The following is a 24,777-nucleotide window of genomic DNA, read 5'->3' as shown; positions in this document are numbered from 1 at the left end:
CCGGGCTCTCCTTCGTGACCTGATCCCTGTGTCTGAATCTTGCCGACGTGAATCGGCTTTGAAAGCAGGTGGTAAAGGTTGCCGCGACCAAACGGCATGGTGACTGCGACTGATGCGTCTTCGCCTGGGTATATAAAACGCTGTCGCCAGAACAGCGACTGTCCATGCCACCAAAGCCAAGGCCCGTGTGAAGAGAGAACCTCCCGCGCTCGAGAATTAACCACATTCGAAGAAAGCGAAGGACGGTTGGGGTTGGCACCGATCCGTCTCGGCTAACATGGTGCTGTTGGAATTGGGGGCATCCACAGCACGTCCAGGCGCAATGGCAAGGAAGAGACAGGATGCCGACCTTAAGCAATGGCAGTGAACTTATCGTATGGACCGAACCAGAGAATCCCAATCCGACCCCTGACGCGGTCCTTTTCAGCATTACGGAAACAGACGGCGACGTAATCGGACCGATAGGCGCAAAGGCGGATTTCCCTTTCGGTGGGATCGAACTAGCTTCGGTCGACGTCTTCGACGGCTTCTTCACCATCACCAGCTTCACCCACGAGGGCAGGACCGAAACCTGGACGACAGTGGAAACGCAGGTCTTCGACAACGAAGGCAATTTTCTCCGCACCGTGTCCGACCAGGCGGCCTTCCAGTCGGTCCAGATCGTCTCGATCAGCGCCGACAGCCCCGACGACCTCACGGTGACATGGATCGGGGCGAACGAATATTTCGGCGGCGAAAACACCCAATACGGTCAGCACCAGATCATCTTGAAAGGGGGCGTGCTTCTGTCCGACACCTTCGTTAATCACGCGCCCACCGTAGCCGACCTGGACTTGTCGATTTCGCAGGCGCAATCTCTCGACGACGTCAAGTTCAGCGCGACAGATGCCGACTACGATCTCTTGAACTTTATCGTCTTGGACGGGCCGGACAGCGGCACCCTGGAGCAGGAGACAAGTTTCGACGGTAACTACTACCCGTTTCACCAGGGTCATTATGGCACTGCCCTGCACTATCATGCGGATTTTCTGAGCGGAAACCTGTTCGACTACACACCGGTGGCCGGCTTCATCGGCACGGACAGCTTTACGGTTTACGCTACGGATGGCCAGGGCAACAGCAATGTGGCGACGATTACGATCACCGTCACTCCGCCGGCCGAATCCATTACTCTGACCGACGCCACAAACATCGCGAGCTACGCAAGCCATGATCATGCCGTGCTCGTCACCGCGCTGGGCGGGGGCGACCGCATCAGCGGCACCCCGTTCAACGATACGCTCGACGGCGGTGCCGGCCACGACCAGCTGTTCGGGGGCGCGGGCGCGGACGACATGATTGGGGGCGCGGGCACCGATTGGCTGAAGGGCGGCGCTGGCGATGACGAGATCAGCGGTGGTGAGGGCGCAGACGGCGTCCGCGGTGACACTGGCGACGACGTCCTCGACGGCGGCGCCGGCTCCGACGACATGCGAGGCGGTGTTGGCGACGACATCCTCAATGGCGGCGCCGGCCGCGACCGGCTGGCCGGCGATGGGGGCAGGGATGTCATCGTGTTCGACGCACTTGGGCCGGCGAACTACGACAGGATAGAAGACTTCAATGCGCTCGACGATGTGTTCTGGCTGGACAGCTCCGCATTCGTCGGGCTGTCGGCCGGCTCGCTTTCCGCTGCGGTTTTCGTCATCGGCAAGCGCGCGAGCGATGACAACGACCACATTATTTACGACAACGAGACCGGCGATCTGCTGTTCGATGTGGACGGGGCAGGAGGAGCGGCGACTGTCAAGTTTGCCGCCGTGGACCCGAGCACATTCCTCACAGTGGACGACTTCTTCGTGTTATAGTCGCGCATGGTGGGGCGCAGCTACATGGACCGGTCGTGATCGCGCCCACGCGCAGGATTTCCCACCAAGCTCGTTGGCCTACTCGCTCCGGTGTTTGCCTTATCGATCACGTTCGTGGCGTTAGGAATCATCGTTAGCTAGGGACCGCCCGCCTTGAGATCTGCGCAGCTAAGTCCCTTCCTTGACGGGACGCGGCTTGGGCGGCATCGGGGATGCCTCCCGCACCAGCTTGTCGCGTCGATCACGACTGCGGTAATGTCGCGGGATGAAACTACGGCAGACAATAACATTCTGCACTTCCGCGGACGGCACGCGCATCGCGGTGGCTTCGTGCGGTAAGGGGCCGGTGATCCTGCGGGCGGCACACTGGCTGAGCCATGTTGACTACGACCTCGAAAGCCCCGTCTGGCGACCTTGGGTGGAGGCACTCTCGGACCACAACCGATTCGTGCGCTACGATCCGCGCGGCTGCGGGCTGTCCGACCGGCATGTAGCGGACCTGTCGATCGACGCCTGGCATGCCGACCTCGAGGCCGTCGCGGCGACCATTGAGGAGCCGCGCTTCGTGCTGCTTGGGCTTTCGCAAGGGGGGGCGCTAAGCATCGCGTTTGCGCTCGGGCACCCAGAGCGCGTCTCACATCTAGTGCTGGTCAACGCCTACGGCCAGGGTGGTCGGGCGCGCGCCCGGAGCGATGCCGACCTGCTGGAGGCCGAAACGCTGGTCAATTTCATTCGAATGGGCTGGGGCCGCGACAACCCGGCGTTCTGCCGGTTCTTCACCAACCTGTTCATTCCGGACGGTAAGCCGGAACAGCATCGCTGGTGGGGTGATTTGGAGCGAGAAACCGCCTCGGCCGAGGTCGCCTCGCAGTTGCTCTGGCAGATGCAAGGCATCGACGTTATGGACCTAACTGCGAGGCTCAGAGTACCGACGCTGATCATGCACTGTCGGGGCGACATGCGGGTGCCGTTCGACGAAGGCCGCAAGCTAGCGGCGGCGATCCCCGGCGCGCGTTTCGTGCCGCTGGAAAGCAAGAACCACGTACTCTTGCCGGACGAGCCGGCGTGGGCGGTGTTCCAAGCGGAGCTCGCAGCGTTTCTTGGGCAGGACAGGCCGGAGCAGCCGCGCGCCGTTCGCGAGGCCGGCCTGACATCGGCAGAAACGGCTATCCTCGACCTCGTTGCCGAAGGGCTCGACAATCGTAGCATCGCCCAACGTCTCGGGAAACGCGAGAAGACAGTGCGCAACCAACTCTCGGTTATATTCGACAAGTTGGGCGTGCACAGCCGCTCGCAGGCGATCGTTAAGTCACTGTCGAATTGAGGGCCGAAGGTCCCGCGCGGGACAACCGTCCCGGCCACGGGCGGAATTTACCTGCCCTGCGGGACAGCCGCCTCATGCCGGCCGGGAAATGCGCCCGCATTCTCCAACCCTCGGAGGGCATTTGGCCATCCGCAGATCAGGAGTAATGACATTGACCCAGATTGACGAGACCAAGCTGAATGAACTGGTCGGCCGAGTGCTCGGCGACCTCGGCGGCGCAGTCAGTGTTCCTCTTGTGCGGATCGGCGATACACTCGGCCTATACGCCGCGCTCCGGAGAACCGGGCCGGCGACGGCCGACGAGATTGCCGTAGCCGCCGGTTGCGCACCACGCTACGTGCGCGAGTGGCTCAGCGCGCAGTCAGCCTCCGGCTATGTCACGCACGAGGGTGGACGCTTCTCGCTGACCCCCGAGCAGGCTTTCGTCTTCGCCGAACCCGACAGCCCGGCTAACCTCATCGGCGCCTTCGATACCGCTGCCGCGATGGTCGAAAACCAGCCGAAGGTGCAGGCGGCCTTCAAGACCGGAAAGGGCGTTGCATGGGGCGACCAGGCCGGCTGCATGTTCTGCGCCGTTGCGCGGCTGTTCCGGCCGGGCTACGTCAACGCGCTGGTGCAGGACTGGCTGCCCGCACTCGAAGGCGTGGTGGAGAAACTGAAGTCGGGCGCCAAGGTCGCAGACGTTGGTTGCGGCCACGGCATTTCGACGATTCTGATGGCGCAGTCCTTCCCGAAGTCGCGTTTCACCGGATACGATTTCCACCCGGCATCAATTGCCGCCGCCACCACGCACGCGCGGGCACACGGGATGAGCAATATCGACTTCGAGGTCGCGCGCGCTCAGGACTTCCCCGGGCGAGACTTTGACCTCGTCACGTGCTTCGATTGTCTCCATGACATGGGCGATCCTGAAGCTGGAGCGGCGCACATCCGTCAGGCGCTGAGGGGCGGCGGCACATGGATGGTGGTCGAGCCGATGGCGGGCGACACACTCGAGGACAATATCAACCCTGTCGGGCGGCTCTATTATTCAGCCTCGACAATGATCTGCGTGCCTACCTCACTGGCGCAGGAGACCGGGCTGGCACTTGGCGCCCAGGCCGGCGAAAAACGACTGACGGAGGTGATTCGCTCCGCCGGATTCAAGAACGTCCGCCGCGCCGCCGCGACCCCCCTCAACATGGTGCTCGAAGCGACATGAAATCTATTCCCCCCAAGTAGCGCCGGCCGCCTTCTAAAAGGGAAGGCCCCGTACGGCTGGGTAGCGACAGCTCGCAGATTAGCGCGGATGGCGGCGGCGTATCTGACCTCCGTTCGGAGTTGAGCAAGCTCGTTGTCGGCAAAGGTCGCGAGCTATCCTGATCATCGTTGATCGTCAGTCCGCCTTGTACGGTGCCTTGGTTCGTGAAGCCTGATCCTTCGTGCCGTGCAGTATTGTAATAAGGGGTGGGGACAGAGCTGCGATTCCAGCCTCCCGCTGAAATGGCTGCCCGCTGCTGCGCCCGCGTTCCGGTCGCGCCAGCTTGTGGACGATGACGCATATCTTGCAATCGCATCCTATGGGGCCTGCTAGCAATCAAGCTGGTGCCTCAGCCTTCGCCAACATGATAGCGTGACAGACTCTGGCTCGCCGAGTCAGGCCGAAACTCCTAACGCACGGGTTGCGCAGGTAACGTCACTCTCGGACTTTGGTGCTGAGCATCTGCTACCGCGTTCTGCATGCCAGAATCTGCAGGCCGGTTTCGGCCCAAACCTGACCGCCGTTGCGCTCGCCATTACAACGGCCATTCGGCACCTAAATGTCCTTGTCGGAGGCAAGCCACGAGAATCCGGCGCCGGACTGTCTCCAAGGAATTCGTCGCCGCGACCTCGGGTAAGTGCGAAAGGTGCACCCCGTGTCCCGATGCTTGTTTTCTCCTCAGTCCTGCGTCTTGAGGAAGTCTGAGACAGTGCGCATGCAGAGCTCCCGCTCCTCGACATGCGGCATCGAAAAGTGCCCATCGAATGCCCCTAACGCGCTCCACATAGGGTTGCACCACCTCGGGCGTGGCCTCGTCGTGGCGGCCGGAGATCAGCAGCGTCGGCACAGCGATGTCGGGCAGCCGGTCCTCGATGGTCCAGTCTCTCATCGTGCCGATCACGTGGAATTCGGTCGGAGCATTCATGTTGCGGTAGACTGTATTGTCCTCTTCCATGATGGCGAAGGTGCGGCATCGCGTCCGCGGCCCTCAGCGCCCCGCTCAGGTTGCACTCGATCTTCGTACGTGTCCTCGGTTGTTTTCTTCGACATGGCTGCCGGTCCGGAGCATCCTCTCCGCGGGGCAAACGTATAATAACGCCAAAGGATGCAGGTGCAGACCTGCGCTCACAACGTGCGGATGCTCGTCAACTCGCTTTTCTGGATCATGGTCGGGATTGTCGGTCTGGCAATATGGACGTCGACAATGCCGCAGTACCAATGACTCGGGCCTTCGGCCAAGAGTATCATTGATACTGAACGGAACGGAGATCGCCGCGATAAAGAGGCTTGGGACCCATCACGCCGTCCACGACGCCGCTAGGAAGAGGATGTCTCCGGTCGGCAGAACCAGGGTCTGGCACGGAACCGCCGGATCGTTCGCTTCAGTAAGGGACAGCGCAAAGGGAAAGGCGAGAAGGATCACGTGGACCGAAGGGAGGGCTGTAGAGCGTGCTGGGCGGAAGCGGCAGCCATGTCGGCTCCTAACGTGCTCAGCCGAAAGTCTTTGACGGACAAGTCCACGACACCCGCATATTCCAGCTTGGTCGCGGAGCTTGACTTTTCCTCCTTGCGATCCCACTTTCATTTCATGTTGACAGACCGCTTCACTCTGCTCCTTACACGGGTGTGCCCCATCGCGGGCACCTGACCCCCGGCCAGGTCGCGTCGCGCCCCGGTCGCGGGGGATAGGCCAGTTTCCCTGACGCAGGGGAATGAGCCGCACAGTGCGACAGCATTCCAACATCAACTTTTCAACGCCGCGCGCGCCGTGCCCGGCGGTTCAACCAGTATGAGACCGAGATGGCTCCCGAGAACAACAGACAGCGCAGGCCCGCGATCAAAATCACGCGCTCCGACCGCGAGCGGCTGTGGCGGTTGGCAGAATCCTCCGTGGCGAGGGCCCCTAATGTCGCGGAGGTACTCATGACAGAGCTCGAAAGGGCGCGCGTCGTCGATGACGCGCGCATCCCGGCCGATGTCGTTCGCATGGGATCCACGCTTCGCTTCACCAGTGACCTGGGAGAAGACAGGCGCGTGACGCTGGTATTTCCGGGCGAAGCTGACATTGCCGAGGGGAAAATCTCGATTCTCACACCGATCGGCGCAGCGCTCATCGGCCTATCGGCCGGACAATCGATCGACTGGACCGCACGCGACGGCCGAGCCCACCGTCTCACAGTTGAGACGGTAGAGGCGCCGCGCACAATCGGGGCGCCTCATGCGACCGCAGAACCGCGGATCGCACCATGACGGGAGTCCAGGGCCCCGGCCGCCTCTCGCTTTTCGGAGGCTGTCTCATCGCAGGATTCTAGCCCCTGCGCCGCGACGCGCGGCCAGGGGATTCTCCATTTCATTTCAATGCAACCGCTCCCCGGCGGAGCGATGGAGAACTGCGATGTCGACCGAAACCTGTATTCTCACCACGAAGGATTTTACCATCCTCGAGGTCATGCGGGAACGCTGCCTCGGCAGCGACGACCCACTGGTACCGATCTTGAAAAGAAAGATCGAGAGCGCGCTTGTGGTTTTGCGCGATGACGTTCCCTCTAACGTCGCGACCCTAAGCAGCCGCGTTACGTTTCGGGTTGACGGGCGCGAGCCCGATACGCGTATTCTGTCGCACGATCGAATGAACTCGTCAGCCGGCCTGTTCCTTCCGATCTCCAGGCCGAGGGCTCTGGCCCTCATTGGACTCGCCGAGGGTCAGGATTTCCTACTGACAGACCCCGACGGGAGGGAAGAGCGGGTCGTGTTGGAAACGGTTCAGTACCAGCCGGAAGCGGCGCGGCGCGAGAAGGGGGCCCTGAACAGCCTGTCCGCTCTCGCGCAGCGCAAGCCGTGGCTAACGTTGGTACGCGGCGCCTTCTACGACCAGCCCCGCTTCGTGCCAGTCAGATCGGACGAATTCGATGATCCGGGCCCCTCGGCCGCATGAAGCCAGAGCGCGGAGCGATGGACGACCGGTGCTCTCGGCGCGAATGCCGGCGTCCAAGAAAACGGCGTCGGGCAGAAGCAAGGTGGAGACCTGCGATCTCCAATAAATGCTGCAGCTGATAGCGTCTCAACAAAGAGGAATTGTCGGCTGGACCGATCCGACCGTGGTGGGGGAGGGGAGTGCGAAGCGAGGGGCGTAGGGCGCCCCCTCGTAGGACCCTGCCAGAAACCAGTCCGGCTATTTGCGAACGATGCCGCGCAATTGATGCTGCGCCGCCAAAGATGGATCGCCCGAGCGGATCGGCTCGTCATCCGCGCCATGGGGGAAGGCTTCCCGCCACGCTCTTGACCGCGTCCCGGGCTTTCGCCGGATCGATCGGAAGCTTGAACGGTGGAGAATAGGCCGGGACGTCGGGGAGCGGGCTCTGAAGCACGTTCCCGTCGCTATCAGATAGATCCCGTTCCCGAGATAGATTGTGAAGGCAGGCTGGGTCATGTGCGCTCCCCCTCATGCTCAATGGTGGATTAGACGGACTGAAGCCGAAAAGCCATCAAAACCAGGCTATAAGGCGGAAGCGATGCAGTACCAAAATGCAGTGCCGCAGATAGCGACTCGCCCGTCCCTCACCCCTCGGGTTGGCGCGGACGATGGTCCAGCTCGACTCTCTGGCTGGGACTCAATTTTCAGTGCCGCAGACATCCGTTGCGGTATCCTAGTGGAGATGTGCCCGCCAAACGAGTGAATGCGCGCGTGAAAGCAGAAAGTTCGGAGTAGCCGAGCAGCAATGCGATCTCAGTCAAGCGTAAGTGGCGTTGGAGTAGATAGTGTTTCGCCAATTGAAAACGCACGGCGTCAATCGCTTCGCGTAGGTTCAGGCCTTCGTTGGCCACGGCGCAGCGAACTGCCGTTGGCGTCGTGCGCAGGGCCCCTGCGATCGCCTCCAATGAGGGCGCGCCGTGCGGGAGGTGCTGGCGAACCGTGGCGCGGATCCGGTCGAATAGCGACTCTGTCTCTGCGCGCGACCCTACCATTTCCAAGCAATTGCGCATCATGGCGAGCAATTTAAGATCGCGTCCCGGCATCGGCCGGTCCAAATGTTGGGACTCCAGAATAATCGCGTTGCTGGAGCAGCCGAAGAACACCGGCGAGCCGAAGGCAAGCGCATGCTGGCGCCATTCGGCGGGGCGCGGGTGCTCAAACTGGATCTCGGTCGGCGACCAATTGCGGCCGCAGCATTCGCGAATGAGGTTGGTAAATTGGCCCAGCGACAATTCGGCGTCCTGCCGCCGGGCTACAATTGAGGGCGTCTGTATCTGATATTCCAACCGCACGCGTTTCTCATCCTCGCGCTTGAAGCGCATCGTGGATGAGCTTTGCTGGTAGCAGAAGAGATCGGCCAACGTCTCCAGGGCTGACCCGAGGGTAGGCGAGGAGAGGGCTGCATATCCCCAGATGCCGAGATCGCGCGGTTGAAACTGCTGGCCGAATAGGAGCCCAAAATTGTCGCAGCCGGTGCGCTCCGCAGCCTCCTCGAAGAGCTTACAGAAAGTGTCCAGCCGAAGCTGAAGCGTCGGGGCGATGATCATGTCCGGTGCGAGCCCGCAATGACCGAAGATCTCGTCCGCGTCGCCGCCTTGTACACCGATGAATTCGACCAGACCAGCCGCTGCCGCGGCCAGCACCACGGGTGCTGCTGCCGCGCCGCCCTGGAACGCAGAAAATGATGAATGCCCGGCCAGAGCCATGCTGTTCCTCAACAAGTGTCAAACATTGGCGGCGGATCGCAAATGATGGCACGCCACCTCCGATGCCGCAAGGCGATCTGTCGCGGCTGTCAAAACGGGTGCGCTTCCCGTCAAGCCGCCGGGTGCGATCAAGTATATGCGAAGACAATGCCAGGGACGCCTATTCCCGGGTTGCGTAACAGCGCGGCACAGCGCCAGCGTCAAGGAGGGCAGACGGATGATCAAAGACATCCGCCCGGAGCCGCATCGCGGCGCCAACCGGTGGCAGCGTTTTTCGGATTGGGATGAGCGGCCGCTGCGGCTCGACAAGTTTGCGGTCGAAGATCCGGAAAACGGCTTTGCGGCCTTCAGCGGCGCGCGCGACCCCGCACCGGGACTGATCGTCGAGGGCGGCCGGATCGTCAGCATGGACGGTACGGCGGCCGCCGATTTTGACATGATCGACCATTTCGTCGCCAATCACCACCTGGATATTGCAGGAGCCGAGACGGCGATGGCAATGGACTCGGCGCACATCGCGCGCATGTTGGTCGACGTCTCGGTGCCTCGCACGGAGCTTGCGCAGCTCGCCCATGGGCTGACACCGGCCAAGTTGGCGGAGGTTGTGGCGCAGCTCTCGTCCATGGAATTGGCATTCGCCTTCTCCAAGATGCGGACACGCAAAACGCCAGGCAACCAGGGCCATGTCACAAACGCCAAGGATGATCCGCTTCAGCTGGCCGCGGATGCGGCGATCGCCGTCGCGTTCGGCTTCGATGAAATCGAGACCACTATGCGTGTCGCCCGCAACGCCTGGTCCAACGCGCTTGCCTGCGCCGTGGGCGCGGCGGTGGGACGTTGGGGCACGCTGTTCCAGTGCGCCAGCGAAGAGGCGGAGGAATTGCAGATCGGTTTGGCCGGCTTCACGTCGTACGCAGAAACTGTGTCGGTGTATGGCACGGAGCGCGCTTTCACCGACGGCGACGACACGCCTTGGTCTAAAGGATTTCTGGCCGCGGCCTATGCGTCCCGTGGGATCAAGATGCGTTGCACTTCGGGGGCTGCCTCCGAACTCCTGATGGGATTTCATGAGTCGAAGTCGCTGCTCTACCTGGAGGCCCGCTGCCTTTGCCTGCAACGCGCGATGGGCGTTCAGGGCACCCAGAACGGCGGCATAGACGGCGCCCCGCTTGCCTCCAGCATGCCAGGCGGCGTCCGTGAGCTGATGGCGGAGAACCTCATCGCCGTCTGGCTCGACCTTGAATGCGCAACCGGCAATGATGCGCGGCATTCGGAATCGGAAATCCGGGTCGGCGCCAAGATCCTGCCCTTCCTGATCGCAGGATCTGATCTGGTCTGCTCTGGCATGGGTTCCATTCTAAAATACGACAATTCCTTCAATCCTTCCTCGTTCAACGGCGAGGAGATGGAGGATTTTCTCGTTCTGCAGCGCGATTTCGAAGCCGACGGCGGCCTGACATCCATCGATGAAGCCGTCGCGCTGGAGCTTCGCAGGCGTGCCATCGATGCGCTGACGGCAGTTTTTGCCGAACTCGAGCTGGGTGCGCCAACGGACGCGATGAAACAGAGCGTCGCCGTCGCATCGGGCTCCAACGACACGGACAGCTACACGCCGCGTGATGTGGCGCTGATCAGCGACCGCATCAAAGCGCGTGGTATCACCGTTCTCGACGTGATCAAGGCGCTGGCCAGACGCGGCTTTGGCGAGGAGGCACAGAATCTGCTCAATGTGGTACGGTTGCGCGTGTCCGGAGATTACCTCCAGACCGCAGCTGTGATACGCAACGGCCACGTGATCAGCGCGGTCAACGATCCCAACGACTATGCTGGACCTGGAACGGGCTATCGCCTGAACGATGCGCGACGCAAGGAACTGAATGCGATCCGGGATGTCCTGACGCGCGAGGAAGTGCTGCGAACGGAGGCCGCCTTCGCCGGTGCCGAGGCGCGACGAATTGGTTACAAAACATTGGGACCGGCGGCGCAAAACGGCCCACGAAACGAAATCGTTATCGGCGTCAGTCCGGCATTTGGGGTGAAGCTCTACCAGACGCTTGCCGGACATCCGCTTTCGGCGGTGCTGCGTGCGCTATCGGACGGCATGCGCTCCAAAGGGTATGTGAAACGTGTCGTGCGCATGCGCCACACCGCGGATACGTCGTTCCTTGGCCTTTCGGCGGCGCGCCTGGCCGGCTCCGGCATCGGCATCGGCCTCCAAGCAAAAGGAACGGCGGTAATTCATCAGGCCGACCGGCTTCCCCATCACAACCTAGAGCTCTTTTCGAACGCCCCCGTCACGACGTTGGCGCATTACCGAGCGTTGGGTGAGAACGCTGCGGTCTATGCTCAAGGCGACATGCCCCAACCAGTGGTCGTCCCAACCCAAGGCCTGGCGCTGGGGGCGCGATATCATGCTCAGGTCGCATTTCTGTACGCGATCGAAACATCTTTGACGCAAACCGGTGCTCCGCCGGAAGACCTAGAGATAACAGATCTGGAGAGGGCGGGATGACCGACGACGATCAAAAACTTCCGCTTGGCATCGTCGACTATCCGCTCGCCGAGAAACGTCCGCAATGGGTGAAAACTGCGAACGGGAAGTCGCTCGATGATCTCACGCTGGCGGCGATCGAGGCGGGTGACGTGAAACTCGCAGACTTGCGCATCACATCGCAGGCGCTACTCGACCAGGCACAGATAGCTGAGGATGCCGGCCGGCCAACCCTTGGCGGCAACTTCCGGCGCGCGGCTGAACTGGTTGACGTGCCACAAGATGTGGTGCTCCACTGCTACGAGCTGTTGCGGCCGGGGCGGGCACAGGACAAGATGGCGCTGCTGACGGCCGCGGCAACTCTGCGGAATACCTACGGCGCAACCAGTATGGCGGCGTTTGTCGAGGAAGCAGCGGATGTCTATGAGCGACGGGGCCTGTTTTCCTACCGGTTCTAAGGCCGCTGGCGTCGGCGACGCGCCTTCCCCTGCCGGGGCTGTCAAGATTACCGGCCTTAATGTCAAGACCGCCCGCCCGCCGGTCCCTATCGTCAAACGACATAAGGAACCGAAGAATAAGAACCTGCGCGCGAATGGCAGGCGATCCAAGGCAGACAAATGACCGTGTTGCTCGCGGCGCAAGGCTGCGGTCGGCATGGTTGATAGAAAGCGACCGATGGGATCGAGGGTGAGTTCCAGGATCGCGCCAATGGAGGGTTGAATGAGCGATTTTACGCAGACGCGACGCGATTTTCTAAAGAATTCCGCCGCAGCGACCGCCGCTTTGGCCGTCGGCGGGGCAGCTGGCTTGCGGCCGGCGGCGGCGGCCCGCACCAACGAGCTGAACATTCTGTGCTGGGAAGGTTATAACTCCGCGCAGGTGCTTGACCCATTCCGCACCTCGACCGGCGCAACCGTGCGTGCCGAGTCGCTAACCAACGATCCGACCATGATCAATCGCCTGCGCGCCGGCGAGACCAACATCTGGGACCTGATCAACGTCAACAATCCGTGGGCGCGCAAGATCATGTTCCCCGAAAAGCTGATCAAGCCGATCGACCGGGCCCGCTTCGAGCCCTATTTCGACAAGATGCTGCCGAACTTCAAGCCGCCTTACAAATGGGCGATGGACGAGTCCGGCCAGCAACTGCTCGGCATGGCGCAGCGCTTCGGCCCCTACAGCTTTGTCGTCAACACCGACAAGATTAGCCGCGCCGCCGCAGAGGACCAGGGCTGGGACCTTTGGAACGATGCCGCGAACGACAAGAAGTACGGAGTGCAGGCATCGGATGATTGGAACGTCTTCGACCTATGCTGCATCGCGGGCTTCGATCCCTTCCGGGAGCACACCGAAGAGGAAGTGACGAAATACACCGAGACAGCCAAGCGCGTGTTCAAGGGCGCCCGCATGGTCGGTGATCTGGCCACCATGAACCAAGCGCTGGTTTCCGGCGAGATCGATTTCTACCTCACCGGCGGCACCTACTCCTGCTCGCCGGCGCGCGCCGACGGCAACCTCAACATCCGCGCAGTCACGCCGCTCAAAGGTCCGATGGCGGGCGGCAAGGGTGGCATCTCCTGGATCGAGATCACCTCGGTTGTAAACAATCCCGATCTCTCAACCCATGCCGAAGACTTCCTGGAATATGTCCAGTCGCCGGAAATGTCGCATACGGTCGCGTTTGCGGAAGGCACGTTCAATCCGGTCACCCAGATGGGAAATCCCGCCTGCTTCGACCTCTTCACAAAGGAAGAGCTCGACGTGATCCAGTGGGACAGCCTCGAGGAGGAAATGACGCGTTCGGTAGAATACGACATCGTGCCGGATTACGATAAGCTGCTCGACATCATGAGTGCTGCCAAGCGCGAAGCCTCCGGCGGCTGACGCTTTGGTAGCATGATACTGACAGACGTCGCCCGTGCTTTTTCCAGCCGGACGACCCGATCGATTTCTCACTTCGGAATGCGAGGTCCATGGCTGCCCTATCAATTTTGCAGCTTCGCAATCTAACCAAAATGTTTGGCGGGTTTGCTGCCGTAGACGGCATCGATCTCGATTTCCAAGAGGGCGAATTTTTCACCATCGTCGGTCCTTCCGGCAGCGGCAAGACAACTCTGCTGCGCATGCTGACCGGCATGGAATTTGCCAGCACCGGCGATATTCTGCTGCGTGGCAAGCGCATCAACGATTTGCCGGCCAACAAGCGGCCCACCTGCATGGTGTTCCAGTCGCTGGCCCTGTTTCCGCATCGCACTGTCGGCCAGAACATCGAGTTCTCACTCAAGATGAAGGGGGTCGATCCCGCGGCGCGAAAGGTCCGCGCGCTGGACCTCATGACCCAACTGCGGCTGCCGGAAACCTACTACGGTAGGAATGTCACAAAGTGTTCGGGTGGCGAACGCCAACGCGTCGCGCTAGCACGCGCGCTCGCTTACGAACCAGATATCTTATTCTTCGACGAGCCGCTCTCGGCGATCGATTACAAGCTCAGGAAGACGCTCGAGAAAGAGCTGAAGGACATCCACCGCGAAACCGGCAAGACCTTCATCTACATCACCCACAGCCTGGAAGAGGCGATGGTGATGAGCGATCGGATCGGCGTCATGCGCTCGGGAAAACTGGTCCAGGTAGGGTCGCCGCAGGAGATCTATTCCGCGCCGCGCACCAAGTTTGTATCCGAGTTCATCGGCGACGTGAACGTGATTCCGGTGACGGCGGATGGATCGGACCATGTCAACGCCCCCGAATTAAATGCGAGACTCAAGAGTCCACCAGTTCCAGCCGGATTTGCTGCCGGCTATGTGGTGGTTCGCCCGGAATCGCTACATTTCGTGGCCAGCCCGACTGGCAGGGAAAACTGCCTCGAAGGACTGCTCTACAATGAGTATGTGCTCGGCTCGCGCGTTCAGTACCAGGTGCGGGTCGGCGAAAATGTCTTCATCGTCGAGAAGCTGCGGCAACAGAATTTTGCGGGCAAACGGGACGACACGGTCTTGATCGGCTGGGATGCGCGCGACAGCATCCTGGTGACGGATTGAGGCGCCGATGAAGACGCTCGGCAAGATTTTCGTTCCCGGTGTGCGCCACTCACTCCCAGTCCTTGTCTTCTTGCTCTGCGGGTTTGTCGCCCCGCTACTGGCAGTCATCGCCTTCAGCTTCGTGCCGACCCGCACGTTCAGCCTTTGGCAAGACTGGAGCCTCGTGAACTACGTCGAGGTCTTCAATTCATCGAGCTACATCACGTTTCTGTGGTCACTGGGCCTAGCCGCAATCACGGTCGTGATCCTTGCCATCATCTGCTACCCCGTGGCCTTTGGTCTGGCGCGCGTGTTCGGCAGATACGCAACCCTGATAATACTTCTGTTCACCCTGCCTCTCTTCGTTTCCGAAAATGTGCGGATTTATGGCTGGATCCTATTCTTTATCAAGAACGGCGTGCTGCTGGGCACATTGAAGTCCACCTTTGGCTACCAGCCGGAAAGTGTCCTCTTCACCACCGGCCTGACGCTGCTCGGCATGGTCTACGTCTACCTGCCGTTCATGCTGTTTCCGATGACGCTGGGCGTCTCCATGGTGCCGCAACAGACCCGCGACGCCGCCTTCGACCTCGGAGCGACGCGTTGGCAGGTCTTCAAAGAGATCGATCTGCCGCTTTCCATGCCAGGCATCGTCATCGGCTTTCTGCTGACCTTCGTGCTGGCGGTCGGAGCCATTGCCGAGGCTAAGGTGTTGGGCGGTCAGCGCATCATACCGATCACGCACGACATTGAGATCGCGTTCACCTATGCGCAGAACTGGCCGCTGGGGGCCGCACTCTCAGTGCTCCTGATGCTGGTTGTCGGCGCGCTGGTGCTGGTGGTGCTGCGGCGCTTCGACCTCGACTCCATCCTGGGCCGGAGGTGACCGATGGACAGCTACGGTGATCGTGTGCGGCGCGCCTTGATCTGGTCATGGGCTCTCGCGGTCATCGTCTTCATGTACCTGCCTGCAATCAGCCTGTTGCTCGCATCGAGCACGGCCAGCCGCTACTTCATGTTCCCCATCCAGAAGTGGGGCTTTGACTGGTGGCAGAAGACATTCGCCTCGCTGGAAGTGCACCAGCTCTTCAGGACCTCCCTCACTATCGCGCTGTGCGTCACGGCGATCGCCGTCGTGATCGCGCTGTTCGGCGCGCTGGCCTTTGCGCGCTACGAATGGAAAGGCCGCTCTCTCTATCAGAAGATCGTGCTGCTGCCGATCTTCTTTCCGCAAACGGTGCTCGGTCTGGCGCTCTTGCTGTGGTTCAACGCACTCGGCTTTACCATGTCATGGCAGACCGCGGTCTTCGCTCATCTGGTGTGGATCATACCGGTTTGCACACTGGTGATTTCGATCCAGGTTTATTCGTTTGATCCGGCCTTGGAAGAGGCAGCTTTCGATCTCGGCGCCACGCGGTGGCAGGTGTTTCGGGAGGTGACATTGCCGGTATTATTTCCGGGCATTTTCTCCGGCGCGTTGTTCGCCTTCCTGCTCTCTTGGGGCAACTTCCCCCTCTCGCTCTACACCACCGGCGCGGATACCACTCTGCCGGAATATCTCTATGCCAAGATGGTCGCCGGCTACACGCCCGGCGTGCCGGTGCTGGGCACCGTGTCCACGCTTGGCGCCGCTCTGCTTTTGCTGCTCGGCTATATCATCATCGTCGTCCTACGTCGCCGCACCGCCGATGCCGACGGCACCCATTAATTGGAGGAACCATCATGTTGGCTGAATCGATCAGAGGCAAATCGGTCATTGTGACAGGAGCCAGCAAAGGCATTGGCAAGGGCATTGCCCGAGTCTTTGCCAGACATGGCGCGAAGGTCCTGGTCGTCGGCCGCGATCTCGCCTCGGCGGAAGCCGCAGCCAAGCTGCTCGTCGACATGGGTCACACGGCGAGCGGATTCCGCGCCGATGTGACCAGGCCCGAGGAGATGGAAGCGATGGCGAAGGCCGCCGCGGATCGCTATGGCGGGGTCGATGTCCTGTGCGCCAACGCCGGCATGTTCCCACAGGTGACGATCGAGAACATGAGCGCGGAGACGTGGGACGAGGTCCAGGCGACCAACCTCAAGGGCACCTTCCTCTCCGTGAAGGCCTGCATACCATACCTCAAGAAGACCGCAGAGGGACGCATCGTCATCACGTCCTCGATCACCGGGCCGATTACCGGCTTCCCCGGCTGGAGCCACTATGGCGCGACCAAGGCGGGGCAGCTTGGCTTCATGCGGACCGCCTGCATGGAACTGGCGAAATATGGCATCACCATCAACGCCGTGATGCCCGGCAACATCGTGACCGAAGGCCTGGAAGGGCTTGGGCCCGACTATATGAAGGGCATGGCCGCGGCAGTACCCCTGGGCCATCTCGGGGATGTGGAAGACATCGGCCATGCGGCGCTGTTTTTCGCCAGCCGCGAAGCCCGCTACATCACCGGACAAACCATCATCGTCGACGGCGGCCAAACCCTGCCGGAATCGCCGGACGCGCTCTCGCAGATGTAACGAACGCTGGCTGGTGGCCTGCGGCCTCAATGACCGCGCTTGCGGTAGGTGCTCGGGCTGATGCCGGTCCAGCGGGTGAAGGCCCGCGTGAAGGCAGAAAGCTCCGAGTAGCCGAGCAGGAACGCGATCTCGGTTAGCGGAAGCTGGCGTTGATCGAGGTAGGTCCGCGCCATCGCCTGCCGCGTCAGTTCGACCGCGTCTTTGTAATTTATCCCCTGTTCGGTCAGTTCCCGCTGGATGCTGGCGGCGGTCACGCGCAATTCATGCGCAATGTGGTCAAGGCTGGGGTAGCCATTCGGCAGATTGGCGCGAACCGCGGTTTTGACCCGATCGACGAGTCCTTCATCGCCGGCCCGATGCGAGCCGAGGGACTCCAGGCAGGTCTCCATCATGCACATCAATTGCAGATCTCTCCCGGGCATGGCTCGGTCCAGCAGCTCCGGGCGAAACAGCAGTGCATTGGTCGGCTGGCTGAAATAGACCGGCGCGTCGAAGGCGGTCTCGTGCTCCTTCCAGAATTCTGGTCTCGGGTGTTCGAAGTGGACTTCCACCGGAGACCATTTCGCCTCGCCGCAATCTCTGATCACGTTGGCGAACATGCCGAGCGACAGTTCGGCATCCTGCCGGCGTTCCACGATCGCGGAGGAGTAGATCTGGTACTCCAGATGCATCAGGCCGTCGGCGCCCTTGGCCAGCCCCATCCAGGACGATTCCTGATGGTGGTGAAATAGCCGCACCAGATTGTCGAGCGCCGCCCCCAGCGTGGGCGCGGAGATTGCCGCATAACCCCACATGCCGAGGTCGCGCGGCTGGAACTGTTGGCCAAACCAAAGACCGAAATTCCCCGGACAAAAATGTCCGGAGCGAACCTGCTTTGCGGCCTCCTCGAACAAGCGGCAATAAGAGGCGAGCTTGACTTTCAAGGTCGGCGCGCCGGCCATATCCGGAGCTATTCCGGAATTGCCGAAGATCGAATCGACATCGCCACGCTGCGCCTCGATGAAGTCGACAAGGCCGGTCGCTGCCGCCGCGAGCACGATCGGCGCGCCTTCCCTTGCAACCGCAGAATTTCGTTCCAGCAGAGCGGATGTCACTTCTAACGTCCTGGCTAAGCGATGGATCGGCGAAATGATTGCACGACCGGTGCGCCAGCTTCAAGGGAAATGACCCGAAGCGAGCAATAGTTGCGGACGGCGGATGTGCAGTCGCTCAGGTCCATCCAGACAGGTGTCAAGATCGCTGCCTCACGGGTCAAGCCGAAGGCCCCGGCGGCAGTCTAGCTTACGAGACATCGGGACATCCGTTCAAAGAGCAGCCAGGCGAGACATCCGGATCGGAGCCGCTTCTCTTTTTGCCGCAGCGAGAACAATGCATGAGCAACGCGCTCACAACGAAAGAGCTGTTGCAGGCGACTGATGAATTGGCCACTGCGGCGCTGCCGCGCTGGGGCCTTGAAGGCGCCGAGCTCACCTTGATCAATCACTCCGAAAACTGGACGTATCGCGTCGAACCTCCGATCGGCCCGCGACCGGTGATCCTGCGGATCCATCGCCACGCCTACCACAGCAGGGATGGCATCCGCAGTGAACTCGCATGGATGCGTGCCCTGAAGGCCGACGCCGGCGTCAAGACGCCCCAGGCCATTAACGGCAATGATGGCGCCGACATCCAGTGGGTCGAGCATCCCACTCTCGCCATGGCACGCAATTGCGTGCTGTTCGAATTCATCGATGGCGTCGAGCCGTCTCAGGACAATCTCATTCCACCCTTCCGCGCGCTCGGCGAGGTGACGGCGCGCTGCCACAATCACAGTCAGACCTGGCACCGGCCCTTATATTTCGACCGCCTGTGCTGGGATTTCGAGCATTCCATTGGCGCTCGGCCCAACTGGGGTCGTTGGCAAGACGGGCCGGATTGCACGGCGGACCGCGCCCGATTGCTGCAGCGAGCTGTCGATCTGATGGAAGGCCGTCTTGCGCGCTTCGGCCAGGGTGTCGAGCGCTACGGTCTCATTCACGCCGATTTTCGGCTTGCCAATCTTCTCGTTCATGATGGAGACGTCCGGGTCATCGACTTCGACGATTGCGGCTTGGGTTGGTTCCTCTACGATGCGGCGACCGCGGTGAGTTTCTTCGAAGATCGCGCCGACGTGCCGGAATTGATGGAGGCGTGGAAAGATGGCTATCGCCGCCATCGCGTCCTGCCTCGTGAAGACGAAGACGAGCTGTGGACCTTCATCCTGATGCGGCGCATGGCGCTGTTTGCGTGGATGGGATCGCATAGCGAAACCGAGCTCGCCCGCATCGAGGGTCCAGGCTACAGCACCGGCACCTGCGAACTCGCCGAACGCTACCTCAGCAACTTTTCGTCATTTGGATCCGGAAACCAAAATGGCTGATCAGAAACAACAGAGTCCGGAAAAGCGCGAGTTCATCGCCAAGTCGAAAACGTTCTGGAATCCAGGCAAGACCCAGGCCTGGCAGGACATGGGCGTCGATCTCGTCATTGACCGGCGTGAAGGCTACCTGCTCTGGGACATGGACGGCAGGCGCCTGATCGATCTCCATCTCAACGGCGGCACCTACAATATCGGGCACCGGCACCCGGAGCTGATCGAGGTACTCAATAGAGGCACGCAGCGCTTTGACATGGGCAACCACCACTTTCCGTCGCAGGCACGCACTGCACTGGCGGAAAGGCTGGCGCAAATCTGCGGCGGCGATCTGCACTATACCATGTATGCCTCCGGCGGCGCCGAGGCCATCGACATAGCGCTGAAGACGGCGCGCCATGCCACGCAGCGGCGCAAGATCGTCTCCATCGTCAACGCCTATCACGGCCACACTGGGCTGGCAGTCGCCGCCGGCGCCGACCGGTTCAAGAAGATCTTCCTGTCCGATCAGCCGGACGACTTCGTCCATGTACCGTTCAACGACCTGACCGCGATGGAGGACGCGCTCAAGGGCAAGGATGTAGCCGCCCTGATCATGGAGACTATCCCGGCCACCTACGGCTTTCCAATGCCGCTGCCCGGCTACCTCCAGGAGGTGAAGAAGCTATGCGAGCGCTACGGCGCCCTCTACGTCGCCGACGAGGTGCAGACCGGGCTGATGCGCTGCGGCGAAATGTGGGGGTACCAGCGTTACGGCATAACCCCGGACATGGTCGTCACCGGCAAGGGCATCTCCGGGGGCATGTATCCGATCGCCTGCGTCATCGTTCGCGAGCCCTATGCCGGGTGGCTCACTCAGGATGGTTTCGCTCATATGTCGACCATGGGCGGCGCCGAACTGGGTTGCCTGGTCGCCATGAAGACACTCGAAATCCTGCAGCGGCCGACCGTCAGGCCGATGGTCAACTACATCTCCGAAACGTTTCGCAATGGCCTCCATGAGGTCATGAAGCTGTACCCCGATTTCTTTGTCGGGATACGCCAATGCGGCGTCGTCATGGGGCTCGAATTCGATTTTCCGGAGGGCGCCAAGCCGGTCATGAAGCACCTTTATGAGAATGGCGTCTGGGCGATCTTCTCAACGCTCGATCCGCGGGTGCTGCAATTCAAGCCAGGGGTGCTGATGACCGCGGACCTGTGCGAGGAGGTGCTCGAACGTGTCGAGCGCAGCGTTGGCCTCGCTTATGCCGAATGCCTGCGTCGTGGGCGCGGCACGAACCGTGCCGCGTAAGGAAAAGATGCGATGACCGCAATCATCGAAGAAACCCTTGCCGGCGATAGGCGCGCGAGCGGATCCGCGGACCTCATGCTGCAGACCGCGGAGTGGGCAGCAACCGCTTTCGCACGCTTCGATCGCGCCCGCGTGGACAAGATCGCGCATGCGGCCGCGGATATCGCCCACGCGCATGCGGGCGAGCTTGCCGAGGCAGCAGTCAGGGAAACCGGTTTCGGTGTGGCCGAACACAAGAAGATCAAGAACGAGCTCACCTCGCGCGGGTTCTACACGTTCTATTCGAAGCAAGATTTCTGCTCGCCCCGGATCTTGCCGGACCAGAAGATGGTGGAATTGCCGCGTCCGGCGGGCATCGTCTTCGCGTTGACGCCGTCCACCAATCCTGTCTGCACGGTCTACTACAAGGTGATGATGGCGCTAGCGACCCGCAACGCCATCGTGGTCTCGCCGCATCCAATGGCCAAGGCGTGTTCGGCCCGTGCCGCGACGCTGATGGCTGAAGCTGCGGAAGCAGCCGGCGCACCTACCGGCATCATCCAGGTGATCGAGCAGCCCAACCTGCCACTGATTGAGCATATCATGAGATCGCCGCGCATCGGCGTGATCCTGGCGACCGGCGGCACGCCGATGGTGCGCGCCGCCTACAGTTCCGGCAACCCGGCCATAGGCGTGGGACCGGGCAATGCGCCTGCCCTGGTCGACGAAAGCGCCGATCTGGCCGAAGCGGCCAAACGCATTGTCGCGTCGAAAAGCTTCGATAATTCCATCCTCTGCACCAATGAAAGCGTTGTCGTCGCGGTGGAGGCCACTGCCGACCGGTTGCTTCAGGACATGAAATCCGCTGGCGCGCACGTGGCTAGGCCCGAAGAGGTGGCGGCGTTGCGCGAATTGCTGTTTGGCCGCGGCAGCTTCAACGTCGAGGTGCTAGGCAAATCGGCTGTCGAGATCGGCGCGATGATCGGACTGCGCCTGAGCGCCAACATCAAGATCATTATTGCCGAGATAGACCGCGTCGGCATCGACGAGCCGCTGTCGAAGGAAAAGCTCTGCCCAGTGCTTGGCTTTCTGCGTGTGCCCCACGCGCAAGCCGGTATCGCCCAAGCGCGGTCCCTGATCCGCTTCTCCGGGGCGGGCCATTCCGCGGCGATCCACAGCAAGGACACCGCAACGATCCTCGCCTACGGCGCGGCGGTGAAGACCTTGCGCGTCGTCGTCAACGCACCATGCAGCCAAGGGGCGGCAGGCTATGGCACCCATCTCGCGCCCGCTTTTACCATCGGCACCGGCTATTTCGGCTCATCATCGGTCGGCGAGAATGTCGGGCCGCAGCATCTCATCAACTGGACCCGCATCGCCTACAATGACGACCCCAAGGAGGCATTCGGCGATTTCGCGCAGCTCGACGCCTGGGCCGGCGGGCCGGCCGTGGCGCTCGGGCGAGAAGCCCCGATGTCTCTTGGACGCCTGCAGGAGGGGGCGGAGCAGATGCGGGAGGCCGCGCCGCGAAAAGCAGGCGCGACAGGCGATGTGGAGGACGTCACCCAGCTGCGCGAAGAGATTCGCCGTATGGTGCTCGAAGAACTCCGCGATGCGTTGCGGCCATGAGCCAGGCGATCTGACAACATGGCCGAGCTGCGCTCCTTCATCTTCATCGACCAACTGCAGCCGCAAACGCTGTGCTACATGGCGAGCGGCATGCGTGGGCGTTTGCCGCGCACCAATATGGCAGCACAGATCATCGAGGTCGCGCCGGGTCTCGATATCGAGGCCCTGACGGATGTGGCGTTGAAGCACGCCGACGTCAGCGGTGGTATGCTGGTCGTGGAACGTCAGTTCGGCTATCTCGAATTCCATTCGCGCTCCGTCGCCGCGGTGAAATCGGCAGCCGGCGCCGTGCTCGACATCCTCGACGCAGGCTCCGGAGCGGCCATCAAGCCCCAGATCCTGGCCTCCAAGATCGTTACCCGGATCGATCACGGCCACGCCTTCCTCATCAACCGCAACAAATCGGGATCGATGATCCTGCCGGGAGAGTCGCTTTTCGTCCTGGAGATGCAGCCCGCAGCCTACGCGGTGTTCGCCACCAACGAAGCGGAGAAGACCGCCGACATCAAGGTGGTCGACTACCGCATGTTTGGCTCCACCGGGCGGGTATATCTGTCCGGAGCGGAATCCGACGTACGCATGGGCGCGGAAGCAGCACTTGCTGCGCTAAGGGGATGACCCGCATGCTGGACAAGGACGTCATCCGCAGCCTCATTCGCGATGTGATCGCCGAGGAAGTGAAGCACCTTAGGCAAGGACAGGCGTCGGCGGGCCCCCAACCAGTCCGGATCACAAGTAGCGCCGACCTCGCCAGCTTCGCCCGCGAGGTTCTGCGGCTCGCCAAAGACCCGAAAATCCGCGCGGCCATGGAGGCCGGGCATCATCCGTTTCGCCTCGCCGCGGATGCCGTTGTCGCAGGTGCCCCGGCCGCAAGCCCGAGCCATCGCATCGATGTGGGCATCGTCACCGAAGCGGTGATCGGCAAACTGCCGACACACGTCACGCGTCTCCAACTCGGCCCTGGCGTCAGCATCACTCCGTTGGCCCGCGACAAGGCGAAGGCCCGCAACATCAGCGTAGAGAGGATCAGACAATGATACGTGGTCGCGTGGTGGGCCGCTACTGGGCCACAAAGCGCATCGAGCACATTCCGTCCGGAGCTTTCCTTGAAGTGGAGGGCGCCGGCGGCGGGCTTTTGGTTGCCTTTGACGTCCTGGGCTGCGGCGAAGGCGAGGAAGTCCTCATCGTCACCGGTTCCACTGCCGCCTCATGGCTCGGCGGCGGCAAGATTCCGATCGATGCACTCATCATCGGCTCGCTCGACGAACACCAAAACCGAAATCCAAATAGCTCAACGTAAACCAGGAGAGCACTATGTCGAACGCAATTGGAATGATCGAGACCAAAGGGTTCGTCGCGGCACTGGCCGCGGCCGACGCCATGGTGAAGGCAGCCAATGTGACCGTGGTCGGACGCGAGGAAGTCGGCGACGGTCTCGTCGCCATCATCATCAATGGCGATGTCGGCGCGGTAAAGGCCGCGACCGAGGCGGGCGCCGAGGCGGCCACCAGCGTCGGCACGCTGGTCTCGGTGCATGTCATCCCGCGTCCGCATCCCGATCTCGGCAAGCATTTCGCCTCCGCGACCGGCAAGTGATGCGCTTTTTTGTCCTCGGAAAGCCCTCCCGCTTTCGGACAGGAGTTGTATCCTCGGGCAGTCGCGCGCGGGTGGTGCAGCCGTACCGACCAGCTGCGGTTTCCTGTGACGGCGAGGGCGATCAGGGCTGGAAGGCATGAAGACCGAGCTTCGCGTCTATCTGCTGGTGAAGGATCTGGGCCGCCAGTTCGCGGCCTACATGTCGACACCGACGCGCGGGCGCGGCTATCCCCCAATGTCGGGAGAACACTCGCTCATCATTGAGGTCGCGCCGGCGCTCGCCATTCACCGCATCTGCGATCTCGCTATCAAGCAGATGCCAAACATGGAGCCGGGTCTGCTTTACACCGAACGTCACTATGGCATCCTCGAGCTGCATTCGCCCGATCTTGCCCAGCTCGACCAGGCCGGCAAGGCGATTCTCGACGGCATCGGCTGCAAGCCAGAGGAGCAGCTGAAGCCGCGCACGCTGTACGCCGACATCATCGAAAACGTGTCGGACCAGCATGCAATCATCCTTAATAGAACACGCGAAGCGTCGATGCTGCTGCCAGGAAAATCACTGCTCGTCTACGAGCTGGAGCCGGCGCTGTTTGCCACCGTCGCGGCAAACGAAGCCGAACGGGCGGCTCCCGGCATTACACTCGTCGACGTGCAGATGATCGGCGCCAGCGGCAGGTTGTTTCTGGCCGGAACGCGCGCGGAATGCGAGAGCGCGCGGGACAGCATCGACAAGATGTTGGGTAGCGTGATCGGCCGGACCGGAAAGGCTTAGGGCAGACCTAG

Annotated in this window: 22 protein-coding genes and 1 pseudogene; 20 read left to right on the top strand and 3 right to left on the bottom strand. The window is 61.6% G+C overall.

Going from position 1 to position 24,777, the window contains the following annotated elements; translation table 11 throughout:
• The first annotated feature begins 341 nt into the window (after positions 1 to 341).
• The 3 genes from AC0L25_RS14035 to AC0L25_RS14025 all read left to right on the top strand — a co-directional run bounded on the left by AC0L25_RS14035 (position 342) and on the right by AC0L25_RS14025 (position 4,372).
• Positions 342 to 1,847 carry an Ig-like domain-containing protein gene (locus AC0L25_RS14035; RefSeq protein ID WP_473596034.1) on the top strand — a complete coding sequence of 502 codons (1,506 nt, stop codon included), beginning with the start codon at positions 342 to 344 and terminating at the stop codon, positions 1,845 to 1,847.
• Positions 1,848 to 2,112: 265 nt separating this feature from the next.
• Positions 2,113 to 3,171 carry an alpha/beta fold hydrolase gene (locus AC0L25_RS14030; RefSeq protein ID WP_473596033.1) on the top strand — a complete coding sequence of 353 codons (1,059 nt, stop codon included), beginning with the start codon at positions 2,113 to 2,115 and terminating at the stop codon, positions 3,169 to 3,171.
• Positions 3,172 to 3,322: 151 nt separating this feature from the next.
• Complete coding sequence (locus AC0L25_RS14025) at positions 3,323 to 4,372, top strand: class I SAM-dependent methyltransferase (protein ID WP_473596032.1); 1,050 nt, start codon at positions 3,323 to 3,325, stop codon at positions 4,370 to 4,372.
• 717 nt (positions 4,373 to 5,089) lie between these two features.
• Here the strand turns inward: AC0L25_RS14025 and AC0L25_RS14020 are convergent.
• Positions 5,090 to 5,396, bottom strand: a pseudogene (locus AC0L25_RS14020) (proline iminopeptidase-family hydrolase); the annotation flags it as partial.
• Between the two features lie 815 nt (positions 5,397 to 6,211).
• Here AC0L25_RS14020 and rnk point away from each other — a divergent pair.
• The gene (gene rnk, locus AC0L25_RS14015) at positions 6,212 to 6,661 is read left to right on the top strand and encodes a nucleoside diphosphate kinase regulator (protein WP_473596031.1); all 450 of its coding nucleotides are present in this window, start codon (positions 6,212 to 6,214) and stop codon (positions 6,659 to 6,661) included.
• 145 nt (positions 6,662 to 6,806) lie between these two features.
• Positions 6,807 to 7,346, top strand: a complete 540-nt coding sequence (locus AC0L25_RS14010; RefSeq protein ID WP_473596030.1) for a GreA/GreB family elongation factor — start codon at positions 6,807 to 6,809, stop codon at positions 7,344 to 7,346.
• Positions 7,347 to 8,029: 683 nt separating this feature from the next.
• On the opposite strand, the gene qhpR (AC0L25_RS14005) is transcribed toward AC0L25_RS14010, so the two are convergent.
• Positions 8,030 to 9,091: an AraC-like transcriptional regulator QhpR gene (gene qhpR, locus AC0L25_RS14005; RefSeq protein WP_473596029.1), complete on the bottom strand. Its 1,062-nt coding sequence runs from the start codon at positions 9,089 to 9,091 to the stop codon at positions 8,030 to 8,032.
• Positions 9,092 to 9,308: 217 nt separating this feature from the next.
• Here qhpR (AC0L25_RS14005) and AC0L25_RS14000 point away from each other — a divergent pair, with 217 nt between their 5' ends.
• The 7 genes from AC0L25_RS14000 (at position 9,309) to fabG (ending at position 17,104) form a co-directional block, all read left to right on the top strand.
• Complete coding sequence (locus AC0L25_RS14000) at positions 9,309 to 11,603, top strand: propanediol/glycerol family dehydratase large subunit (RefSeq protein ID WP_473596028.1); 2,295 nt, start codon at positions 9,309 to 9,311, stop codon at positions 11,601 to 11,603.
• Positions 11,600 to 12,040, top strand: coding sequence for a diol dehydratase small subunit (locus AC0L25_RS13995; RefSeq protein ID WP_473596027.1), 441 nt, complete (start codon positions 11,600 to 11,602; stop codon positions 12,038 to 12,040). The genes AC0L25_RS14000 and AC0L25_RS13995 overlap by 4 nt, the downstream gene beginning before the upstream one ends.
• Before the next feature lie 262 nt (positions 12,041 to 12,302).
• Positions 12,303 to 13,466, top strand: a complete 1,164-nt coding sequence (locus AC0L25_RS13990) for an ABC transporter substrate-binding protein (protein ID WP_473596026.1) — start codon at positions 12,303 to 12,305, stop codon at positions 13,464 to 13,466.
• Positions 13,467 to 13,555: 89 nt separating this feature from the next.
• Complete coding sequence (locus AC0L25_RS13985; protein ID WP_473596025.1) at positions 13,556 to 14,620, top strand: ABC transporter ATP-binding protein; 1,065 nt, start codon at positions 13,556 to 13,558, stop codon at positions 14,618 to 14,620.
• 7 nt (positions 14,621 to 14,627) lie between these two features.
• Positions 14,628 to 15,485: an ABC transporter permease gene (locus tag AC0L25_RS13980; protein ID WP_473596024.1), complete on the top strand. Its 858-nt coding sequence runs from the start codon at positions 14,628 to 14,630 to the stop codon at positions 15,483 to 15,485.
• A 3-nt stretch (positions 15,486 to 15,488) separates the two neighbouring features.
• Positions 15,489 to 16,307, top strand: coding sequence for an ABC transporter permease (locus tag AC0L25_RS13975; RefSeq protein WP_473596023.1), 819 nt, complete (start codon positions 15,489 to 15,491; stop codon positions 16,305 to 16,307).
• Positions 16,308 to 16,324: 17 nt separating this feature from the next.
• Complete coding sequence (gene fabG / locus AC0L25_RS13970; protein WP_473596060.1) at positions 16,325 to 17,104, top strand: 3-oxoacyl-ACP reductase FabG; 780 nt, start codon at positions 16,325 to 16,327, stop codon at positions 17,102 to 17,104.
• Positions 17,105 to 17,130: 26 nt separating this feature from the next.
• Here the strand turns inward: fabG and qhpR (AC0L25_RS13965) are convergent, their stop codons facing one another.
• Positions 17,131 to 18,141 carry an AraC-like transcriptional regulator QhpR gene (gene qhpR / locus AC0L25_RS13965; RefSeq protein ID WP_473596059.1) on the bottom strand — a complete coding sequence of 337 codons (1,011 nt, stop codon included), beginning with the start codon at positions 18,139 to 18,141 and terminating at the stop codon, positions 17,131 to 17,133.
• 335 nt (positions 18,142 to 18,476) lie between these two features.
• Between qhpR (AC0L25_RS13965) and AC0L25_RS13960 the strand changes: the two genes are divergently transcribed.
• From AC0L25_RS13960 to AC0L25_RS13925, 8 genes are all read left to right on the top strand, one after another.
• Complete coding sequence (locus AC0L25_RS13960; protein WP_473596022.1) at positions 18,477 to 19,502, top strand: phosphotransferase enzyme family protein; 1,026 nt, start codon at positions 18,477 to 18,479, stop codon at positions 19,500 to 19,502.
• Positions 19,495 to 20,787 carry a class-III pyridoxal-phosphate-dependent aminotransferase gene (locus tag AC0L25_RS13955; RefSeq protein WP_473596021.1) on the top strand — a complete coding sequence of 431 codons (1,293 nt, stop codon included), beginning with the start codon at positions 19,495 to 19,497 and terminating at the stop codon, positions 20,785 to 20,787. The genes AC0L25_RS13960 and AC0L25_RS13955 overlap by 8 nt, the downstream gene beginning before the upstream one ends.
• Before the next feature lie 12 nt (positions 20,788 to 20,799).
• Positions 20,800 to 22,395: an aldehyde dehydrogenase family protein gene (locus AC0L25_RS13950; RefSeq protein WP_473596020.1), complete on the top strand. Its 1,596-nt coding sequence runs from the start codon at positions 20,800 to 20,802 to the stop codon at positions 22,393 to 22,395.
• Positions 22,396 to 22,413: 18 nt separating this feature from the next.
• Entirely contained in the window at positions 22,414 to 23,013 is a 600-nt protein-coding gene (locus AC0L25_RS13945; RefSeq protein ID WP_473596019.1) for a BMC domain-containing protein, read from the top strand.
• Positions 23,014 to 23,018: 5 nt separating this feature from the next.
• Positions 23,019 to 23,432 carry a hypothetical protein gene (locus tag AC0L25_RS13940; RefSeq protein WP_473596018.1) on the top strand — a complete coding sequence of 138 codons (414 nt, stop codon included), beginning with the start codon at positions 23,019 to 23,021 and terminating at the stop codon, positions 23,430 to 23,432.
• 11 nt (positions 23,433 to 23,443) lie between these two features.
• Complete coding sequence (locus AC0L25_RS13935) at positions 23,444 to 23,695, top strand: EutN/CcmL family microcompartment protein (RefSeq protein WP_473596017.1); 252 nt, start codon at positions 23,444 to 23,446, stop codon at positions 23,693 to 23,695.
• Between the two features lie 14 nt (positions 23,696 to 23,709).
• On the top strand, positions 23,710 to 23,991 hold the full coding sequence (locus AC0L25_RS13930; RefSeq protein WP_473596016.1) for a BMC domain-containing protein: 282 nt from the start codon (positions 23,710 to 23,712) through the stop codon (positions 23,989 to 23,991).
• A gap of 136 nt (positions 23,992 to 24,127) precedes the next feature.
• Positions 24,128 to 24,766: a hypothetical protein gene (locus AC0L25_RS13925; RefSeq protein ID WP_473596015.1), complete on the top strand. Its 639-nt coding sequence runs from the start codon at positions 24,128 to 24,130 to the stop codon at positions 24,764 to 24,766.
• Positions 24,767 to 24,777 lie beyond the last annotated feature (11 nt).

The organism is Mesorhizobium sp. WSM4813 (assembly GCF_055811555.1).
Note: the sequence above shows the minus strand (reverse complement) of the source record. Positions and strands in the feature narration are given on the sequence as shown.

Excerpts from the sequence above, each read along its gene's own strand:
- AC0L25_RS14010 (WP_473596030.1), top strand. The coding sequence starts at position 6,807 with ATGTCGACCGAAACCTGTATTCTCACCACGAAGGATTTTACCATCCTC.
- AC0L25_RS13985 (WP_473596025.1), top strand. The coding sequence starts at position 13,556 with ATGGCTGCCCTATCAATTTTGCAGCTTCGCAATCTAACCAAAATGTTT.
- AC0L25_RS13950 (WP_473596020.1), top strand. The coding sequence starts at position 20,800 with ATGACCGCAATCATCGAAGAAACCCTTGCCGGCGATAGGCGCGCGAGC.
- AC0L25_RS13990 (WP_473596026.1), top strand. The coding sequence starts at position 12,303 with ATGAGCGATTTTACGCAGACGCGACGCGATTTTCTAAAGAATTCCGCC.
- rnk (WP_473596031.1), top strand. The coding sequence starts at position 6,212 with ATGGCTCCCGAGAACAACAGACAGCGCAGGCCCGCGATCAAAATCACG.
- AC0L25_RS13960 (WP_473596022.1), top strand. The coding sequence starts at position 18,477 with ATGAGCAACGCGCTCACAACGAAAGAGCTGTTGCAGGCGACTGATGAA.
- AC0L25_RS14000 (WP_473596028.1), top strand. The coding sequence starts at position 9,309 with ATGATCAAAGACATCCGCCCGGAGCCGCATCGCGGCGCCAACCGGTGG.
- AC0L25_RS13995 (WP_473596027.1), top strand. The coding sequence starts at position 11,600 with ATGACCGACGACGATCAAAAACTTCCGCTTGGCATCGTCGACTATCCG.
- AC0L25_RS13940 (WP_473596018.1), top strand. The coding sequence starts at position 23,019 with ATGCTGGACAAGGACGTCATCCGCAGCCTCATTCGCGATGTGATCGCC.
- AC0L25_RS13945 (WP_473596019.1), top strand. The coding sequence starts at position 22,414 with ATGGCCGAGCTGCGCTCCTTCATCTTCATCGACCAACTGCAGCCGCAA.
- AC0L25_RS13980 (WP_473596024.1), top strand. The coding sequence starts at position 14,628 with ATGAAGACGCTCGGCAAGATTTTCGTTCCCGGTGTGCGCCACTCACTC.
- AC0L25_RS13975 (WP_473596023.1), top strand. The coding sequence starts at position 15,489 with ATGGACAGCTACGGTGATCGTGTGCGGCGCGCCTTGATCTGGTCATGG.
- AC0L25_RS13925 (WP_473596015.1), top strand. The coding sequence starts at position 24,128 with ATGAAGACCGAGCTTCGCGTCTATCTGCTGGTGAAGGATCTGGGCCGC.
- AC0L25_RS13930 (WP_473596016.1), top strand. The coding sequence starts at position 23,710 with ATGTCGAACGCAATTGGAATGATCGAGACCAAAGGGTTCGTCGCGGCA.
- AC0L25_RS13955 (WP_473596021.1), top strand. The coding sequence starts at position 19,495 with ATGGCTGATCAGAAACAACAGAGTCCGGAAAAGCGCGAGTTCATCGCC.
- AC0L25_RS14030 (WP_473596033.1), top strand. The coding sequence starts at position 2,113 with ATGAAACTACGGCAGACAATAACATTCTGCACTTCCGCGGACGGCACG.
- AC0L25_RS14035 (WP_473596034.1), top strand. The coding sequence starts at position 342 with ATGCCGACCTTAAGCAATGGCAGTGAACTTATCGTATGGACCGAACCA.
- qhpR (WP_473596029.1), bottom strand. The coding sequence starts at position 9,091 with ATGGCTCTGGCCGGGCATTCATCATTTTCTGCGTTCCAGGGCGGCGCG.